The sequence below is a fragment of the Paroceanicella profunda genome (assembly GCF_005887635.2).
Taxonomy (GTDB): Bacteria; Pseudomonadota; Alphaproteobacteria; order Rhodobacterales; family Rhodobacteraceae; genus Paroceanicella; species Paroceanicella profunda.
In genome coordinates, this window is record NZ_CP040823.1 from 61,234 (window position 1) to 79,899 (window position 18,666).

Below are 18,666 nucleotides of genomic sequence, written 5' to 3' on the forward strand. Positions count from 1 at the left end.
TCAGCCGCGTTCATGGTTCCACTCCATGTTTTGGAAGTTGCGCTGCGAAACGCGATCGTGGAAGCAATCGAAGCTGTCCATGGAGGAACATGGCCTTGGACACAAGGCTTCATCCGTTCGTTACCGAACCCGCGCGGTCCGGCATACAGCCCCAAACGAGACCTCGAAGGTTGCGCAGCACAGCAACCCACTGCCGGAAAGGTCGTCGCCGAACTGAAGTTCGTGTTTTGGGAGAAGATGCTGACAAACAGGCACCAAGGCAGACTGTGGGACGATCATTTCTACGCAGTGTTTCCGGACGCGCCTCGTGGTGTCGCTGCCAGCCAGCGCCGATCTGAATTAAGGTCTGACATTGAAGCCGTGAGGAGGCTCCGCAACAGAATCGCACACCATGAGCCTGTTTTTCCGCGCGCCCTTCAGGATGATTTTGATCGGATCATCCGCTGCATAAGATGGCGCAACGAAACGACCAGCAACTGGGTGCTGGAAATCGAGACGGTGCGCGCACTACTCGCAGTGCGCCCCTAAGCGTCCCGCCCCGCTAGGAATTCCGCCAGCACAGGACTGGCCGCGCCCTTTGCGGAGCTGAGCAGCTCTGAGCCCGCAAGCGAGGCCTTCGACAGGCGTACGAGCCCACCGGTTTCCTCGATGCGGTAGCAGCGGCGTTTTTGCCGCCCCCGCTTGTAGTACGTCGCGGTGACGATCTGGCATGTACTGCCATCGGTGAGCGTCACGGGCGTGGCGAGCCTGATCTTGTCGCCTTCCTCGTAGTCCGGGATCGCAGCCCAATTCCGGCAGCGCTGACGCCAGTCCTGGGCGTAGCTGTCCGGGTCTTTCAGGTCGGAGAGGAGCTCGATCAGCCCAAGCGGAGCACGAGACACGTTCGGGCCAGCACTTTCCTCCATGTCCTTGTAGCCCCAGCAGCCGTCATCGTATCGGGTGAGGAAGACAGCCCCGAAAGTGATGGAGCCATCCGCATCGGTGACATAGGTCGCGTCTTCGACAGCGGTGCCGTCGAGATTGGTGACCCTTGCCGCCGCATACCAGGTTGAGCCGACCTTGCAGGCCTTGACCAGTTCGGTTTTGCGCGTTTCGCCCTCAAAAGTGCAGAGCCGGGTGATCTCCTCTCTCTCATCCACGTAGGTCTGGACGCGGCCGTCGGTATAGAAGAGCCAACCCATCACGCCGCCCTCCGGTCATCGATTTCCATCAGCGCATCGAGCGGCACGCGGTAGGGCTGCATGGCGTCGAAATCCTCGCAATTGCCGCAGTTCTGCACGATCGCGAAGGTGTCGCAGGCATCCTTGAGGATGACCCGGAAGGTGCCGCCGAGGCCCGAGGGCACCTCGTAGGTCCCGCCGATGAGATAGTCCGAGGCCCGGCGCACGAAGACGCGGATGCTGTGGCCATCGGTGGCCAGCCGGATGGCCCCCCGCCCCCGGTCGATGAGAACCTGCACGTCATCCAGGATGTCGGTGTAGAACTGGCCGGTCAGATCGCGAAACGCCATGCGGCGCTGCGCCATCCAGTCGGTGTCCCGAAACGGGTTCATGCCGTCGGCGAAGGCGAAAGAGGGATCGGCCTGTTCAGTGGTGACGATTCGGGTGGTCGTGCCATCGATGCCGTTTGAGCGCAGATGCACACCATTGCCGACGATCAGGATCAGGGCGGGCCTGTCCACGGGCCCGTTCCAGTTGGGCAGGAAGGTTTTGCAGGCGCGCGCATGGGCGATCTGTGCCGCAACAGCGGACGCAGAGAACTTGAGAATAGCCATGAGGATGTCTTTCGGTTGGGTGTGGGAGGGTCGACCCGCGCGGGGAATGCCTCGCGCGGGTCGCGTGCGGACTCAGGCCGCTTGCGCGACCTCGCTGTCAGGCTCGGGGGTTTCCGCAGCGGGCTCCGCCTCATCACAGGCGACACCGGCGGTCTGCATCATGGGCGGGCACCAGGCGGCCACGGCAGCGCGCTGCGCGTCCGTAAGCGTGGCGAAGGGCTCGGCGAAGAGCTTGTCACAAAAGGCGACGATCTCCTTCTTGCTCGACGAGGCCAGCGTCACCGCCTCCTGGGCGAGACCCAGATCCTCGCCGAGGATCTTCAGGAGCCAAGCCTTCTTGAAGCGGTTGAAGAGCGCCGCATTCGGCGTCCAGTGGGCGCGGATGTCGGGCATGATCTCGATCTCCAACGCATGCATCAGGCTGTCGCGCTGGCGGTCCCGCGTGAAGCAGGACTGCGTGGTGCTGGCCGTGGCATAGGCCACGAGCTTGGCCTTCTCGCCGGCCTCCAGCGCGCGAAACGCCGCGAACTGATCGGCGGGCGCGCGGGTGTCATCGAGCCAGGAGAGATCAAGTGCATCATGCGCCGCCGCCACCTGCTCGAGCGAGGTCTCGTCGATCTCGTCCATCTTGGCATGGCTGCGGTATTCCTTGCGGGCATCGATCTTGATCGCCTGCGTGACACTCATGCCGCTGGCCAGAACGTCACTGACCAGCTTGAAGAGCGTCAGATCGAGCGTGGCTTCCGGATGCAGCGCCATCGCGGCCCCAAGCGCCATGGCTCGCTCGGTCTTGAGGTCCTCAGCCAGTGAGGCTGGATAGGTGATTTCGCCGGCGTCCGGGGCCTCCTCCCCGGTCGGGCTAGCCGAGGAGCCGCGCGCGCCCTCCTCTTTGACGGTGTCTTCCTGGCGGACGAGACCAACATGGAGCGTGATCTGCCCACCCTGCCACGAGGCTATCACCCCAGATCGCGCTAGGTCCTCGGCGCTGTAGGCCTCCTGCAGGTCGCGGGCTTCCTCTTCCAGAGCGTCGACGCGGTCGTAAAGGGCATTGTAGGCACCGTCCTCGAGCCCCTCGTCCTCCATTTCGAGCTGCAATTTCTCAAGCTCGGCGGTGATTTCATCCACGCGCTTCTGGGCGGCCTCGTCGGGCTCGATCGGGCCGGGATAGACGCGGCCGTAGTCGGCCATTGTCGCGTAATCATACCGCACCATCGCATCGGCCCAGGCAAAGCCCAGCCTCGTGCGGGCCTCTTCGGCAGCCGCACCGAGCTTCTCGAGCAAGATGGTCTCGACCAGTGCTGCATCCTCGAGCACGGAATGTTCTTCCAGAAGATCGGCCGCGACGGCGCCGCCCCGCGCCTCGTAGTCCGCGCGCACGAAGGCCCCGATATCGTCGCTGACCTGCACGCCGCGGGATTTGAGCGCCTGTCGAACGGTATAGGCCTGCAGATAGCCTCCGTCCTTCGTGAGCGCCTCGAAGACCTCGCGCTGCGCCTCCTGGCTCGGGTGCTCGGCAAAGGCTTTCATCGTGTCGAGCGTGATCACCTTGCCCCGTGCCGCGGCGCGGATGTCGGGGTGGATAAGGCCATAGCGCAACCGGCCTTTCACGGCGGCCACCGTGGTACCGAAGGTCTTTGCGATGGTCTCGGGCGTCTGGCCGTCGACCTCCATCATCCGCGCGAAAGCCTCGAACTCGTCGATTGCGTTCATCGGTGCCTGGGTGATGTTCTCGGCGAGCGACAGCGCAGTGGTGACGTCACAGTCGTCAGGGACAAGGCGGCAGTCGACTTTGGTTTTCGCCATGAACCCCTTGGTGGCCTTGTCGGCGACCAGCTCCTTCAGCGCAGCATGGCGTCGGCCACCGGCGAGGACAGCATATTTGCCGTCAAGCTTCTGGACCAAGAGCGGCTGGAGCAGGCCCAGCACAGCGATGCTGGCCTTCAGATGCGCGATGTTCTCGGGATCATAGGTTTCCGGCGAGTTGCTGCGCACATTGGCAGGATGCGGGACCAGATCGCCGATGGCGACGGTGAGAGGGGCAAAGCTTGTGGTCATGGGATATCCTTCCAGGTGGGTGAGGTGTGGCCCGCGCCTTCACGCGCGTAACCAATCCCCGGCTTCAGGGATCACCACGACAAAAGGCCCGCATTCCCTTTTGAGGGGCAGCGGGCCTTCATCGTCTCAGATGTCAGAGGGGAGGACTCCCGTGCCCTTCTACCAGTCGCGCGCCAGCATGATGGTCAGCACGCGCATGGTAGTGGCGGGATTGTCCGGGGTCTCAGCTCCGTAGCGGAAATCCGCATCTGCCTCATAGAGATCGATTTTCCAGAACACGGTCTCGCTCCGGATCTCGACTGCCCCGAAATCGTGCCAGCCTTCCGGGTCATTCTCAGGCTCGAACGTAGCAAACTCACCGGTGGCCTTCACCGCCTCGGCCATGAAGCCGTCACCGGCCTCCATAAGCGAGCGGGTGACATGCATCCGGCCCTGGATGGGCTGCGCGGGCGGCACCCCAAGGCACGCGAGCTTGCGAAACGCGTCGTTCTGCACCGCGATCACGGTCGGATCCGGACGGTCTGGCTGGGGTTGAACGGTCATGTGCATGGGGATCTCCTTTGAAAGGTTTGAAACACCCTTCTCAAAGCCCGCTTTTTCTTTTCCGCCTGGCGGCAGGACCGAAGGAGAAGGTGCCCGACCCGAACAGACCCTTGGGTCTGTAATTCGGGTTGGGGATGGGTTCGATCCAGCCGCCTTGTTCTTTGATGCTCTCGAGCGCTGCCGAGAGCGGATAAGCGCCCTCGGACTGGCTCCACCAATAGGCACCGCGCTCGAAGGTGATGATCCGGCTAGCGGCCGTCTTCGAAGCAGGCCATCCGCAGCGTCTTGGGTTCCTTGCGTGACATGCGAGTCTCCGTTCTCCGTGTGGTCAGGCGGCCTCGGCACTGCGCCCTGCCCTGCCCGTCTCCGATCTGGCGATCAGGTAGTCGCAGGCCCGCTGCGCGTCCGCGGCGTGCCGGAAGATCGCGCCCTTGTCCGACCGAAGGACCCGCAACCAGTTGTGCAGGTAGGCGGCATTCATCTCGAGCGTATGCGCCGTGAAGCCGAGCGTCTGACCCAGGAACACCGAGGTCAATTCCGCGACGATCTCCTCGCGCGCATAGGACGTGTTGCCAAACTTCGAGAACCCGAAATCGCGGTTCAGTCGATGGGGGGCTTTCGTGGCATGGGCCAGCTCATGGGCCCAGACCCCGTAGAAATTGCGCGGGTCCTGGAACCGCGTGATTGACGGCATGTAGACCTTGTCCACGGGCGGCAGGTAGTACGCTTCCGTTCCTGTGAAGACGGTCGTGATGTCGATGGCATCGAAAAACGCCTGCATGTGTGGGATGGGCTCGGACGGCGGGTGTTCGGGCGCTGGCTCAGGATCGGGGAAGAAGCTTTCGGGCAAGCCCTCGATCTGACAGGCATTGAACACGCGGTAGGATTTCTGAAAGCGAAAGATGTGGGCTTCCTCGGAGCGATCATCGCCATCGCTGCGGTCGTCCTCGCCGCCCGTGTCTTTCCGGCTTTGGCCGTAATAGACGACAACAGAGGATTTCTCGCCCTTGCGGACCTTTGCGTCCAAGGCATTGGCCTGAGGCAGCGTCATCCAGAAGGGCGAGCTATGGCCCGCCATCACGGTGCGCATCGTCAGCAGAAAGTTGTTGACCCCCTGGTAGGGCTCACCCCCCACGCGCAGTGGGCGAGAGCTGCCGCTTGCGGTCCAGGGCTTTCGCCAGGGCAGGACGCCGCGCTCAATGATACGGATGATTTCGTTTGTGATGACCTCGGAGGCATCGAATTTGGGCGTGCGGGATCGGGCCATGGCTGGCCTCCTTTCGAGTTTTGGTGAGAGGAAATGGGGATCAGATTGACTGACGGGGCCGCGGATCGTTGACGATCCTCGCGCCGAGCCGTTCGACCATGTCGATGTAGTCGGTCAGCGAGACGGACCTGCCAGGGCCCGAGGGTGCAGAGTCGTCCGATCCGTCCCGCGTCACCCGCGGCAGGTTCGCGAAGGCGATGACATCGGTGACGGGTCGGATATCGATAAACGTGGTCCCTCGTGCGACCGCAAGAGTGGCCAAGGGGAAGCGCTCGATCGGCGCGAGAGTCGAAACGGTGGTCCAACCAAGATGGATGAATGTCCCGCCCTCGCCGCAGATCACATACGCGTTCGGCAATGACGCCGCCTGCTTCAGATACCCGAGATCACGCAAGACAGCCTCGCACTCGAGCCGCTGTGCCTGCCCCGTCTGGCCGGTTCGGCGTAGTTCCTTGTGTCGCCACCACGAGGCAGCGGTCGCGCGCAACACGCGCAAGACACCTGTTTGCATGGGAATGCCCTTCATCAGGAAAGACAGACCGGAATCCGGCCCGGACCCATCTGAGGGACCCCAAAGGCCCTCATCCGTCAGTCACAAAACCCGAAGAACACTTTCACTTTCACCGGGTCCGGACCCGGTCCTTGGCAAAACCATTGAATCCTCACCACAGGACTTCGGTAACGGGGACGTGTCTGTCAATGATAAAAAGACAGCCGAACATTGACGGCGGCGGAAGTTTTCGTCGTCGTACTGTGATGACAAGGTTGGGAGCAGACCCTCGAAGCGCTTCGTATTTTCAACCCTTCAATACAAGATCTTCCCCGGGTTCATGCTTCGGTCCGTGGTCAGCGCGATGGCTGCCAACATGATGCTGATCCAGTGTGGTGCCCGAAGTGCCCATCTCATAAGCGTGCTCGAAGGTCCATTCGGCGACAGTCCTGACCACGGCATCTTCGGAACCACGTCCCGGTGGGGACCTCGAAGGGCCGCAGTCAAGCAGCCTTCAATGGTTCGCTTCCAAGCGTTCTAATGCTGTCTAAATGCCTCCAACGATTGGTGAGGTTGCGTGATTGAACTCGGTGCCGTCCCGCCACATGCGATGAAGAACAATACCAATGCGCCTTGCCAGCGCGACCATTGCCCTCTTACTTCCCCGACGCTTGGCCACTCGCGCAGCCCATGCTCTGAGCGATGAGGGCCGGCCGCGATGTAACAGATCTCGCTCAGGCCAGACACATCGACGCCATCCTGGTCAGCGAACTCTCTCGGTGGGGGCGTTCCACTCAGGACCTGCTCGATACCCTCAATCGGCTCGCAGGCTGGAAAGTCTCGGTCGTGGCCATGAACGGCATGACGTTCGAACTCGACACGCCACACGGCCGAATGATGGCCACCATGCTCGCCGGGATCGCTCAGTTCGAGCGCGACCTCCTCAGCGAGCGGGTGAAATCCGGCCTGGCCGCTGCACGGGCGCGCGGCAAAAAACTAGGTCGCCAGCACGGCCAACGCCCGAAATCCGACAAGCTCGCTCCAAAGGTCATTCAGGCCGTGGAAGACGGTCGATCATACCGATGGATCGCAAGAGACCTTGGGATCTCGAAAAACACCGTCACAGACATCGTCAAACGCCACCGCCAAAATGCCTTGTGATACGATCCTGCCCTCTACCGGAATCTACCCCAGGCAGGTCGATGTTGGCGTGGTTGAACAGTGCGGTGGCGTTCAGGATCACCTCAAACAGCAGCACCGCCACGGCCGGCGGGCCAAGCGCGGCCACCACCGCCAGCTTAATGCCCATCGAAATCAGGATTTCTACCGGGTGAAAGCGCAGGCCCGTCGTCGCGTCAAAATCAAGGTCGGCATGGTGCATCCGGTGCAGCCGCCAAAGGCCGGGGATCGCGTGGAACATCACGTGCTGCAGATAGATCGCCAGATCCAGCAGCAGCATCGAGACGACGATGGCAAGCCAGAACGGCACGTTGATGTTGTTGAACAGTCCCCAGCCGCAGTCCTCGGCCATGACCGCGAGCCCGACCGCGATGATCGGGAAGGTCAGCCGCAGGATCGCGGTGTCGAGCACCACCAGCGCGAGGTTGTTCGTCCAGCGGATGACGCGCGGGATCTCTCGCCTGCGGCGCGGCGCCGCCACCTCCCACAGCGCCATAGCCACCAGCACGCTGAGAAAGGCGGCAAGGCGGATCGTCGGTTCGGCGGCGAGGATGGTCTCGGACATGGGATCTGGACTTCGGGCTTGTGGGGCGCGTTGGAATCGCTATCATTCAAAACATCGCTTGAATGATCTACCGTCTGGAGACGTCCAGTGTCAATTAGCCCGAAACTGGCTCTGCTCGAAGAATACGCGCTCGTCGCACGCGCCTTGTCGGCACCGGCGCGTCTGATGCTGCTGGAACAATTGGCGCAAGGAGAGCGCGGCGTTGAGGCACTGGCGGAAAAGACAGGCCTCACCGTCGCCAACTGCTCGCAACACCTGCAACAGCTGCGCCGGGCCGCACTCGTCACCAGCCGTCGCGACGGCAAAGCGGTGATCTACCGGTTGACCGACGCGAGGACGCTCACGCTGATGGACCTTATGCGCAGCGTTGCGGAGCGGAATCTCGCGCAGGTCGAGCGCATTTTGCGAGGCCTCTCGGGCGGCGAGGACGCCCCCGAACCCGTCAGCCGCGCGGACCTCGCCGCACGGCTCGCGGAAGGCTCCGTCACCGTGCTCGATGTCCGGCCCGCCGACGAATACGCTGCAGGCCACATTCCTGGCGCTCTGAACGCCACCCTAGCGCAACTAGAGCGATTCCTCCCCACCCTCGCGCGGGACGCCGAGATCGTCGCCTATTGCCGCGGCCCCTACTGCGTCTATGCCCATCAGGCCGTGGCGACGCTGCGCCGTCACGGGCTTAACGCGCGGCGGCTGGAGGGCGGTTTGCCAGAATGGCGCGAAGATGGAAGGCCCGTGCTCATCAACGCAGGCTGAGTAGCCCTGTACTTAGACAAGCCCGCGCATCGTCGCGCATCACTCAGGTCGTTAGTGTACCTACAACCTCCCGGCGGTTACAGTCGACGAGGAGAGCGCCAATCAGTGAGCATCCAGGGGCTGCGGTTCAATTGGAATGCGAGAGTTCGGACTGATAGCTGCGTTCGCGCTCCGGCCATGTGCTCTTGATATAGTCGAGAACGGCACGGATCTCCGCATCGCTCAGCACGTCTGCGAAGCTGGGCATGTCGCTCTCGTAGCCGCCGCCGACGACGGCGGCGGTGCCTTCCTTGACGATCCGGAACAGGACCTCGTCGGGATGGTGCCATGTGTGGCCGCTCTCGTCGTGCGGCGGTGCGGGCAACCGGCCGGATACAAGCGGCGTGCGCCAGTCGGGCTGGCCCGCCAGGTTCGCGCCGTGGCAGGCGGCGCACTGATCTACATAGATCTGGCGTCCTTGCGCGATGATATCCGCCGACGCTACGGCGGTGGATGCGGTACCGGCATAGCGCCAGCCTGCAAAGACCGCGAGGATTACACCTCCGACGACCAGACCAATCCCGACAGTATTCCGAAGAGTTTTTTCCAAGACGTCTGTCCCCGATCGCTGCAGAAGATCATTCGCGTTTGGCCGCACCGACGTTGTGCCAGCGGTTAGGCGCCTGCGACAATGGACATTCTCGTGAGTAATGCCTATCTTTGCAGCATGATCGAACGTGTCATCACCATGCTTGCCATACTCGCGATCACCGTGGTGACGACGGTGACCTCCGCGCACGCGACACGCATGAGCATGAATTCCGGTGTGGATCACGCGAGGCATGTCGCCGACATGATGCACTCTCCGGTCATTGCGAGCCCCGACTGTGCCGCTGGAGAGCACTGTGGACAGGCCGATTCCGAGATGTGCGCGTTCGTCTGCGCAGGTCTCTCGGCCTTTCTGACGTCGGCAGGCGGTGAAGCTGGGCACGCCCACGGTGCCGCCAGTCATGACGTCGCGTCCGAGGCGATCCACGTCAGCCGTGCGCCGGGACTGAACGAACGCCCTCCGAAGCTCCGTCTCCTCTAATCGCGCCCGGGCAGACGCCTGCGGCGTCCCATCGGCCTTGATGAACGGGACGGGATGTCCCGAGGAGACGACCATGAACACGCTTTCACGACGCGGCTTTCTTGCCGCAAGCGCCGCCGCCATTGGCGCGGCACAGATGCCCCGCATCGCCTTTGCGCAAGGGGCGGCGCCGATCAGCCTCGCCGCCGCGACCCGGACCCTCGATATCGATGGACGCGCCGCAACCGTCTTTGGCCTTGTCGGTCCCAGCGGTCAGGGGTTGATCCTCGACCCCGGCCAGAGGTTCCGGGTCGATCTGACCAACGATCTTGATGTCGGCACCATCATCCACTGGCATGGCCAGATCCCGCCCAATGCGCAGGACGGCGTGCCGGACATGCCGATGCCCCTCCTCGCGTCCGGAGAGACCCGATCCTACGATTTTGAGGCGCGGCCGGGCACGCATTGGATGCACAGCCATGTGCCGACGCAAGAGATGCAGCTGCTGGCAGCACCGCTGATCGTGCGCTCGGCCGAGGACGTTGCTGCTGACCGGCAGGAGGTCGTGATGTTCCTGCATGATTTCTCCTTCAAGGGCCCCGAGGAGGTTCTGGCGGAGATCGGCGCGGGTCATGGCGGCGGACACGGCGCAGGTCATAGTGCCACTGCGGCGCCCGATCAAGGCGCGCCCATGGGAGGCATGGGCGCGATGCAGGGCATGGATCATGGCGCGATGGGCCATGGCGGCATGGGCAACATGGGTGCGATGATGGGCATGGGCGGCCAGATGGGCGGCATGGCCATGGACCTGAACGATTACGACTGGGACGCCTATCTCGCCAACGACCGGACCCTGTCGGACCCCGAGGTGGTGCAGGTCGAGCGTGGCGGGCGCATCCGGCTGCGGGTCATCAACGCCGCCGCGGCGACGGTGTTCTGGATCGACACCGGGGGTGCCGAGGCGCGACTGGTCGCGACGGACGGCCACGCCGTCCAGCCTGTCGCGGGCAACCGGTTCGGGCTGGCCATGGGTCAGCGGCTGGACATCGAGATCGACCTGCCGAACGACGGCGGCACCTGGCCGATCCTCGCCCTGCGCGAAGGCGCGCGCGAGCGCACCGGCCTGATCCTCGCTACGCAGGGAGCCGAGGTCCGGCGCCTCGATGCCATGGCGGAGACCGCAGCACCCGCGTTCGACACCGATCTTGCACAGGAGGCGCGCCTCATCGCCCGCGATCCCCTGCCGGATCGGCAGGTGGACCGCAGCCAGATGCTGATGCTCGGCGGCTCGATGCAGCCCTATGTCTGGACGATCAACCGGGCCGTCTGGGGCCAGCACCAGCCGATCACCGCGCGCAGCGGCGAACGGGTCGTGCTGTCGTTCCACAACATGTCGATGATGGCCCACCCGATGCATCTGCACGGGCATGTGTTCCAGGTCGTCGGCCTGAACGGGCGGCGTGTTGCCGGTGCCCTGCGCGACACGGTTCACGTTCCGCCGATGTCGATGGTCGATGTCGCCCTGGACGCCGGCGAGGCCGCGCGCTGGATGCTGCATTGCCATCACATGCCGCACCTTGCGACCGGCATGATGACCGAATTCGCGGTCACGGCGTCGGTGTGATCCGGGCGGGGCGTCCGGACAGGGCGCCCCGATGTCCCGACACCGATCCTGTGCTGTCCTGCCCCATGTTGTCGTGATGGCCGGTCAATAGGCGCACCCTGCGGGTGAAAATTAGGAGGATGAGATGATGAATTGGAACGATATGGGCTCCGGAATGGGGTTTGGCTGGCTCTTCGGCCTGCTGATCCTTGCGCTGGTGGTTTTGGCCATAGCAGCACTGCTCAAATATCTTCGGAAATGAAGGAAGGATCTTCACAATGACCTACACAATCAATCGCATGATCTCCGATGCGGGTATCGATGACATGGACGCCCGCGCGCGAAAGGCCCTCGCCGACCATGGCTTCGGCGTCCTGACAGAGATCGACCTCAAGGCGACCATGAAGAAGAAGCTCGATGTCGAGATGCCCGCGTACCGCATCCTCGGCGCCTGCAATCCGAAGATGGCGTATGAGGCGATCGGGATCGAACCGCGGGTGGGCGCGATGCTGCCCTGCAACGTCATTCTCCGCGAGGTCGAAGGTGGCGTGGAGGTCAGCGCCATCGATCCTGTGGCGTCGATGCAGGCGATCGAGAACACCGAGCTGACGGCCGTCGCGGGCGAGGTGCGTGACCTTCTGGCCAAGGCCGTCGCGGCGGTGTGAGATGAGCCTGCGCGCCACCATTCTCGCGGGCCTTGCGATCCTCGGGACCGGACTGCTCGCTGTCTGGCAGTTCGCGCCTACGGTGTTCGCCGAGGCGCGCAGCCTTCTGGACGTCGAGCGTCTGGAAATGCTGGTGGCGCGCGCGGGTCTCTGGGGGCCAATCGTGATCGTCACGCTCATGACCATCGCGGTTGTGGCCAGCCCGATCCCGAGTGCGCCAATCGCGCTGGCGGCGGGAGCAGCCTATGGGCATGTCTGGGGGACCGTGCAGGTCGTAATCGGCGCCGAACTCGGGGCTCTGATCGCCTTCGGTCTCGCGCGGGTTCTGGGGCATGATGCCCTGCGACGGGTGTTCGGTGACCGCGTCGATGCCGGGCTGCTCGGCTCGCAGAACGCGTTGACGGCGATGATCTTTGCCAGCCGCCTGATGCCCTTCGTGTCTTTCGACATGATTAGCTATGCGGCAGGGCTGAGCCGCCTGCACGCCTGGCGGTTCGCCGTCGCAACACTGGCGGGGATCATACCGGCAAGCTTCCTGCTGGCCCATTTCGGCGGTGAGGCGGTGAGCGGTGACCTCGGGCGCGCGACATGGGCGGTGCTCGGACTCGGGCTTGTGACGGGGTTGCCGCTGCTCTGGGTGGCCCTGCGACAAAAGCCTGAAAAGGAAAATCCATGACGAAAAGCGATTACGAGAAGAACAGCATTACCCTCCCGGGTGCTGTGGCCATGGGAACCGGCGTGATGATCGGCGCGGGCATCTTCGCGCTGACCGGCCAGATCGCCGAGCTTGCCGGGCCGCTCTTCCCGCTCTCGTTCGTCGTGGGCGCCATCGTGACCGCGTTCAGCGCCCACACCTACATCAAGATGTCGAACGCGTATCCGTCAGCGGGCGGCATCGGGATGATCCTGAAGAAGGCCTACGGCCCGACGACGATCGCGGCGGGCGCCGCCCTGCTGATGGCGCTGTCGATGGTGATCAACGAAAGCCTCGTCGCGCGCACCTTCGGCACCTACACGCTGCGGGCGTTCGGCGGCGATCCGGACAGCATTCTCGTGCCTATTCTCGGTGTCGGGCTGATCGTCTTCGCCTATCTCGTGAACGCATCGGGCACCCGGTCGGTTGGGCTGTTCTCCATCATCATGGCCGTGCTCAAGGTGGGCGGCATCGCGCTGTTCGGCGCAGCGGGTCTTTGGGCAAGCGGCATCTCGTTCGAGGCGACGGGTGATGATTTTGCAGCCACAGGTTTCGTGGCGTCGGTTGCGCTGTCGATCCTGGCCTTCAAGGGCTTCACGACCATCACCAACAGCGGCGCAGAGGTCACCGACCCGCACCGCAACGTGGGCCGGGCCATCATCTGGTCCATCGCGCTCTGCGTCGTCGTCTATCTGTTGGTGGCCTTCGCGGTCGGCTCCAGCCTGCCGCTAGACCGTATCGTGGCGTCGAAGGACTACGCGCTGGCCGAGGCCGCCGAGCCCGCGCTCGGCAAGACTGGCTTCTACCTGACGGTGGCGCTGGCGCTGGTGGCCACCGCGTCGGGTCTGATCGCCAGCGTGTTCGCGGTCTCGCGGATGCTGGCGATGCTGACCGACATGAAAATGATCCCGCACAGCCATTTCGGGATGCAAGGCACGATCAAGGATCACACGCTCGTCTATACCGTCGTGATCGCGGGCTTCCTGACGGTCTTCTTCGATCTCAGCCGCATCGCCTCGCTTGGGGCGTTTTTCTACCTGGTGATGGACATGATCATCCATTTCGGCGTGTTTCGGCACCTGCGCGATGAGATCGCTGCGAAGGGATGGGTGTTGCTGACGGCCATCGCCCTCGACGCCGTGGTGCTGGCCGCCTTCGCTGCGATGAAGTGGCAGTCCGACCCGCTCATCGTCGTGGTCGGCGTCGTCGGTATGGCGCTGGTGTTTCTGTTCGTCCGGGTGTTCCTGGCGCGCAATCCGGTCCGGGAAGGCGCGCACGACCATCACTGAAAAAAGAGCTTGAGCTTCCAGTCTTTGGAAGGCGCAAGCTGAAACAAGGCAATGAGAGGCTGGCAGACCATGGAGCATGATCATCATCACGCAACGCACGACATCCCGACGGGGACCGAGACGGCAAAGGACCCGGTCTGCGGGATGACGGTCGCGGTCAATACGGACGGGCGTCACGCCGAGTTCGAGGGCGAGACCTTCCATTTCTGCTCGGAGAAGTGCCAGACGAAGTTCAAGGCGGATCCGTGGTTCTACGCCTCGGGCCGGGCTGCCGGGCAGAAGAAGGCGGCACCGGCCAATGTCCAGTACACCTGTCCGATGCACCCGGAGATCGTCCGCGATGCGCCGGGGGCCTGTCCGATCTGCGGCATGGCGCTGGAGCCAATGGTGCCGTCCGACGAGCCCAGCGAGGAATTGACTGACTTTACACGGAGGATGTGGATCTCGGCTGCCGCCGCAGTGCCACTCGTCATCCTGACAATGGGCGAGTTGGTGGCGCTGCCGGTGCGCGACTGGATCGGGCATCAGACAGCGAGCTATCTGGAGTTCCTGCTCGCGACACCGATCATCCTCTGGGCCGCCTTGCCGTTCTTCCGCCGCGGCTGGGACTCGATCGTGAACCGCAGCCCCAACATGTGGACGCTGATCAGCCTCGGCGTGGCGGCGGCTTACCTGTATTCGATCGTTGCCACCTTCCTACCCGGGATTTTCCCCGAACAGTACCGGATGGGACACGGCGTCGGCACCTATTTCGAGGCGGCCGTGGTCATCGTCACTTTGGTCTTCGTGGGCCAGGTACTGGAACTCCGCGCACGAGAGCGCACAGGCGACGCGATCCGCGCGCTGCTGGACCTCGCACCCAAGACGGCACGGCGCATCCTGCCCGATGGCACCGAATATGATGCGCCGCTCGAGAACATCATGGAGGGCGACCGGCTGCGCGTGCGCCCCGGCGACGCGGTCCCGGTCGACGGGACGGTGATCGAGGGCCGGTCTTCGCTGGACGAGAGCATGCTGACTGGTGAGTCGATGCCAGTGGAAAAAGGTCTGGGCGATGATGTGACCGGGGCCACGATCAACAAAAACGGCAGCCTGGTAATCGAGGCGGGCAAGGTTGGCGCGGATACGGTGCTCGCACAGATCGTGGCCATGGTGTCGAACGCGCGACGGTCCCGCGCTCCCATTCAGGGGTTGGCGGACCGGGTGTCGGCAGTCTTTGTGCCAACCGTTGTCGCCATCGCCATTGTCGCCTTTGTAGTCTGGCTGATCTTCGGCCCAGAGCCCGCGCTGGTCTTCGCCATCGCATCTGCCGTGTCAGTGTTGATCATCGCCTGCCCCTGCGCGCTCGGGCTGGCGACCCCAATCTCGATTACCACGGCGGCGGGGCGCGGCGCGCAGGCGGGCGTGCTGATCAAGGACGCCGAGGCGCTGGAGCGCATGGCGGGTGTCGATACGCTCATCGTCGACAAGACCGGCACCCTGACCATGGGCAAGCCCAAGCTCACGGATACGGTCGCGCTTGGGAATTTGACCGAGATGGAGCTGCTGTCGCTGGCTGCTGCGCTCGAGCGCGGCTCGGAACATCCGCTGGCCGAAGCCATCGTCGAGGGCGCCGAGGCACAGGGCTCCCCGCGTCAGGAGGCCACCGACTTCGAGGCTGTCACCGGCAAGGGGGTGCGCGGCAGAGTTGGCGGACGCGCCGTGGCGCTCGGCAACGCCGCGATGATGCGAGAGATGGAGCTGGACACGGGTGCGGCCGACGTGAAGGCTGACACCCTGCGCGCCGACGGCAAAACGGCGATGTTCATTTCCGTTGATGGCGCGCTTGTTGGCATCATAGCGGTAGCTGACCCGATCAAGGACAGCACCGCGCAAGCGATCAAGGAACTGCACGCCCAGGGCCTGCGCGTGATCATGGCCACGGGCGACAACGAACGCACGGCACAGGCGGTGGCAGGTAAGCTTGGCATTGACGAAGTCCGCGCGGGCGTCCTGCCCGAGGCCAAGAAGGACCTGATCGACCAGTTGCGCCGCGATGGCCACAAGATCGCGATGGCCGGTGACGGAGTGAACGACGCCCCGGCGCTCGCCGCAGCCGATGTCGGCATCGCCATGGGCACCGGCGCGGATGTGGCGATGGAAAGCGCAGGGATTACCCTGCTGGGCGGCGACCTGATGGGCATCGTCCGGGCGCGCAAGCTGGCGCGTGCGACTTTGCGCAACATCAAGCAGAACCTGTTCTTCGCCTTCGCCTACAATGCCCTTGGCGTGCCCATCGCGGCAGGACTGCTCTACCCGGTCACTGGTATGCTGCTGTCGCCAATGATCGCGGCGGCGGCCATGAGCTTGTCCTCGGTCTCGGTGATCACCAATGCGCTGCGGCTGAGGCGGGTCGATCTCTAACCTGCCCGCACACCACACCAATCATAAAGGAAAACCAGATGACCCATGAAACGATTTCTCGCCGCACGATCCTGGTCGGAGTGACGGCACTCGTGGCCACATCGCCCCTGAGGGCGTTGGCGCAAGGCGCCGGACCGGCGATTCACGTGATGAAGGACCCGAATTGTGGCTGCTGTTCAGCCTGGATCGATATCCTCGCGAATGACGGTTTCGCAGTCACGACCGAGGCGAGCGCCGGAACGCTTCTGATGCGCTACAAGCTGGACAACGGCATCCCGCAGGAGATGGTCTCCTGCCATACGGGTCGCGTGGACGGCTATATGATCGAGGGCCACGTCCCTGCTGCCGACATTCGCCGTTTGCTGGTGGAACGCCCCGACGCGGTCGGCCTGGCAGTTCCCGGCATGCCCTACGGCTCGCCCGGAATGGGGCCGGAAAGTGAGCGCGAGTCCTATGACGTGTTCCTGATCCAGCGCGACGGATCGGTCGAGGTGTTCAGTCGTTACACTGCCGCTTGATTGCAAGTGCTAGCGAATGCTCACTCTTCCGAATCTGTGAGATTGCTAGACTGAAATTGCTGCGCGATGCACGAGTGACCGGGACAGTTTCTTCTTCACAAGGCGGCAGACGCCGTTCTAACGCTCCCAGGCCGCCAGCTTTTTGGTAAAGCGCCCCGGTGGCTTGGGACTGCCGTCGGTGTAGCGAATGTGCGCCCTGAGGGGGCAGTGTCGATGATGGTTGTTGCAGACATAATTCCTCATTCCGAATGCGAGTAATCGCACTTATCTTTTTGATATTGTTACATTATCTTGTAATTTGGGGGCGAAATGTCCGCCCCCTACTGGATTTCGCTACTTGGCGGCCAGCATCGACGCGCTTCACGCAGCGCCAGCGTCCGGTGGGCCGTCAACTCCATGACCAGCCGCTCGGGCAGCGGCTTCAACGCTCCGACATCCTCATCCTCCGGCAAGTCAGCTCCGATCGGCTGGCCACCCGACATGATGACGGTTCCACCATGAGCGGCACTGCCATGGCCATCGGTGAAATCACGATCATCCCCCTGCACCGCCGCCGCAGGATCCGTACCATCCTGGACCGCGGTCTCGTCAACGGGCTCATCCTCTGGACGCACATACCCGCGATAGACTGCCAGAGCGCCGTAACGGTCGAGCGTGACGAACGCCCCTGCCCGTCCGATCTCCTCCGCGTCGAAGATCAACGGCCGGGTCTCGATCTTTTCCATCTCCGTTTCCAACACGCCAAGCCGCGTGTCGATCTCGTCGGGGATTTCATCCTGTCCCGCGCATTCTTCCTCGAGCGCCCGATACTCGGCGAGCAGCTTGGCATGGGCCGCACCTTCGTCATCCGTCATAGGTGCCGGATCGCCGGACAAGGACCGCAGGCCGTGGCTGTAGCCGTAGGGCAGGTCGAGTGCGACCTCGATCCACTTCCAGCCCTCAACGGCAATCGTCTCAGCCTCGGCCTGGAGTTTTTCCGTCACCAGCCGATCGAGCAAGGCAGGGTCCTCGAGCCAGCCACCGTCATCGCCCTGAAAAAGGTCATGCAACATCGTGCCGCCCGCCGCTTCGTAGGCCTCAGCACCCACAAAGACCGCGCGCCGGTCAGACGCCCGGACCGAGGTCTCTGTCAGCATGCGCCGGATCTGGAATGGCTCCTTGTTCCAGGATGAATGGATCACATCCCAGACCTGAACCTGACGCGCGTGATCGGGGTTCACGGTGAAGGCCATCAACTGTTCCAGCGTCATGCCATCCTCGGCATAGACCTCGAGCAGGGCAGGGGCGACGGAGGCGAGTTTCAGGCGCTGCTTCACGACCTGCGGCGTCACGAAGAAGGCGGCAGCAATCTCAGCGTCGCTCTGGCCCTTGTACCGCAGCGCCACAAATGCGCGGAACTGGTCGAGCGGGTGCAGGGCGACGCGCTGCATGTTTTCCGCAAGGGAATCGTCCTCGGCCAGGATGTCGGACGCAGCATCGCGGACGATGCAGGGAATGGGCGTCGTCTTTGCCAACCGCTTCTGCTTCACCAGCAGGGACAATGCTTGAAACCTGCGGCCTCCGGCCGGGATCTCGAACTTGCCGGTCTCGGTCCCATCGGCAGCCAACACGGGCCGCACGCTCAGGCTTTGTAAGAGACCGCGGCGGGCGATGTCTTCGGCGAGTTCCTCGACGGACACGCCAGCCTTGATGCGCCGCACGTTGGACTGGCTCAGCACCAACTTGTCGAAAGGGATATCCCGCGAAGGGGACAGGGTGATTTTCTGGACAGCTTTCGTCATCAGATCTTCTCCACGACGGGCGCCGGAAGCCACTCTCCC

16 protein-coding genes and 6 pseudogenes are annotated in these 18,666 nt (G+C 63.5%); 10 read left to right on the top strand and 12 right to left on the bottom strand.

The features are described 5' to 3' along the window. Positions 1-57: 57 nt before the first annotated feature. Complete coding sequence (locus tag FDP22_RS23620; protein ID WP_239032047.1) at positions 58-528, top strand: hypothetical protein; 471 nt, start codon at positions 58-60, stop codon at positions 526-528. Here FDP22_RS23620 and FDP22_RS23625 read toward each other — a convergent pair. From FDP22_RS23625 to FDP22_RS25065, 8 genes and pseudogenes are all read right to left on the bottom strand, one after another. Beyond that, a complete protein-coding gene (locus FDP22_RS23625) occupies positions 525-1,181 on the bottom strand; it encodes a DUF6927 domain-containing protein (RefSeq protein ID WP_138578323.1) in 657 nt (218 codons plus the stop codon). The two genes, FDP22_RS23620 and FDP22_RS23625, sit on opposite strands and share 4 nt — an antisense overlap. Continuing rightward, positions 1,181-1,774 carry a hypothetical protein gene (locus FDP22_RS23630; RefSeq protein ID WP_025042408.1) on the bottom strand — a complete coding sequence of 198 codons (594 nt, stop codon included), beginning with the start codon at positions 1,772-1,774 and terminating at the stop codon, positions 1,181-1,183. Before FDP22_RS23630 ends, FDP22_RS23625 begins: the two co-directional genes overlap by 1 nt. Positions 1,775-1,846: 72 nt before the next feature. Further along, positions 1,847-3,829 carry a ParB/RepB/Spo0J family partition protein gene (locus FDP22_RS23635; protein ID WP_138578325.1) on the bottom strand — a complete coding sequence of 661 codons (1,983 nt, stop codon included), beginning with the start codon at positions 3,827-3,829 and terminating at the stop codon, positions 1,847-1,849. A gap of 159 nt (positions 3,830-3,988) precedes the next feature. Next, positions 3,989-4,378: a DUF3768 domain-containing protein gene (locus FDP22_RS23640; protein WP_138578327.1), complete on the bottom strand. Its 390-nt coding sequence runs from the start codon at positions 4,376-4,378 to the stop codon at positions 3,989-3,991. 91 nt (positions 4,379-4,469) lie between these two features. Next, a pseudogene (locus FDP22_RS25060) lies at positions 4,470-4,677 on the bottom strand (DUF6330 family protein); the annotation flags it as partial. Positions 4,678-4,700: 23 nt separating this feature from the next. Next, on the bottom strand, positions 4,701-5,639 hold the full coding sequence (locus tag FDP22_RS23650) for an ArdC family protein (RefSeq protein WP_138578329.1): 939 nt from the start codon (positions 5,637-5,639) through the stop codon (positions 4,701-4,703). A gap of 40 nt (positions 5,640-5,679) precedes the next feature. After that, positions 5,680-6,165, bottom strand: a complete 486-nt coding sequence (locus FDP22_RS23655; RefSeq protein WP_138578331.1) for a hypothetical protein — start codon at positions 6,163-6,165, stop codon at positions 5,680-5,682. A gap of 511 nt (positions 6,166-6,676) precedes the next feature. Continuing rightward, positions 6,677-6,847, bottom strand: a pseudogene (locus FDP22_RS25065) (IS110 family transposase); the annotation flags it as partial. Between FDP22_RS25065 and FDP22_RS23665 the strand changes: the two are divergent. Continuing rightward, positions 6,844-7,290 (top strand): annotated as a pseudogene (locus FDP22_RS23665) (recombinase family protein); the annotation flags it as partial. The pseudogenes FDP22_RS25065 and FDP22_RS23665 sit on opposite strands and share 4 nt — an antisense overlap. Positions 7,291-7,321: 31 nt before the next feature. Here the strand turns inward: FDP22_RS23665 and FDP22_RS23670 are convergent. Continuing rightward, positions 7,322-7,873 (bottom strand): annotated as a pseudogene (locus tag FDP22_RS23670) (sterol desaturase family protein); the annotation flags it as partial. A gap of 87 nt (positions 7,874-7,960) precedes the next feature. Here FDP22_RS23670 and FDP22_RS23675 point away from each other — a divergent pair. Further along, positions 7,961-8,626: an ArsR/SmtB family transcription factor gene (locus tag FDP22_RS23675; protein WP_138578333.1), complete on the top strand. Its 666-nt coding sequence runs from the start codon at positions 7,961-7,963 to the stop codon at positions 8,624-8,626. 127 nt (positions 8,627-8,753) lie between these two features. On the opposite strand, the gene FDP22_RS23680 is transcribed toward FDP22_RS23675, so the two are convergent. After that, positions 8,754-9,215 carry a c-type cytochrome gene (locus tag FDP22_RS23680; protein ID WP_138578335.1) on the bottom strand — a complete coding sequence of 154 codons (462 nt, stop codon included), beginning with the start codon at positions 9,213-9,215 and terminating at the stop codon, positions 8,754-8,756. Positions 9,216-9,296: 81 nt separating this feature from the next. Between FDP22_RS23680 and FDP22_RS23685 the strand changes: the two genes are divergently transcribed. From FDP22_RS23685 to FDP22_RS23715, 7 genes are all read left to right on the top strand, one after another. Beyond that, positions 9,297-9,695, top strand: coding sequence for a hypothetical protein (locus FDP22_RS23685; RefSeq protein WP_138578337.1), 399 nt, complete (start codon positions 9,297-9,299; stop codon positions 9,693-9,695). A 73-nt stretch (positions 9,696-9,768) separates the two neighbouring features. Next, entirely contained in the window at positions 9,769-11,298 is a 1,530-nt protein-coding gene (locus FDP22_RS23690) for a multicopper oxidase family protein (protein ID WP_138578339.1), read from the top strand. Positions 11,299-11,555: 257 nt separating this feature from the next. After that, a complete protein-coding gene (locus tag FDP22_RS23695; protein ID WP_138578342.1) occupies positions 11,556-11,942 on the top strand; it encodes a DUF302 domain-containing protein in 387 nt (128 codons plus the stop codon). Between the two features lies 1 nt (position 11,943). Continuing rightward, on the top strand, positions 11,944-12,618 hold the full coding sequence (locus tag FDP22_RS23700) for a TVP38/TMEM64 family protein (protein ID WP_138578344.1): 675 nt from the start codon (positions 11,944-11,946) through the stop codon (positions 12,616-12,618). Further along, a complete protein-coding gene (locus tag FDP22_RS23705; protein WP_138578346.1) occupies positions 12,615-13,925 on the top strand; it encodes an APC family permease in 1,311 nt (436 codons plus the stop codon). The genes FDP22_RS23700 and FDP22_RS23705 overlap by 4 nt, the downstream gene beginning before the upstream one ends. Before the next feature lie 69 nt (positions 13,926-13,994). Next, on the top strand, positions 13,995-16,328 hold the full coding sequence (locus FDP22_RS23710) for a heavy metal translocating P-type ATPase (protein ID WP_138578348.1): 2,334 nt from the start codon (positions 13,995-13,997) through the stop codon (positions 16,326-16,328). Between the two features lie 38 nt (positions 16,329-16,366). Continuing rightward, positions 16,367-16,846, top strand: coding sequence for a DUF411 domain-containing protein (locus FDP22_RS23715; protein WP_138578350.1), 480 nt, complete (start codon positions 16,367-16,369; stop codon positions 16,844-16,846). 120 nt (positions 16,847-16,966) lie between these two features. On the opposite strand, the pseudogene FDP22_RS25410 reads toward FDP22_RS23715, so the two are convergent. Further along, a pseudogene (locus FDP22_RS25410) lies at positions 16,967-17,079 on the bottom strand (hypothetical protein); the annotation flags it as partial. Between the two features lie 123 nt (positions 17,080-17,202). Then, positions 17,203-18,627, bottom strand: a pseudogene (locus tag FDP22_RS23720) (ParB/RepB/Spo0J family partition protein); the annotation flags it as partial. Between the last annotated feature and the right edge of the window lie 39 nt (positions 18,628-18,666).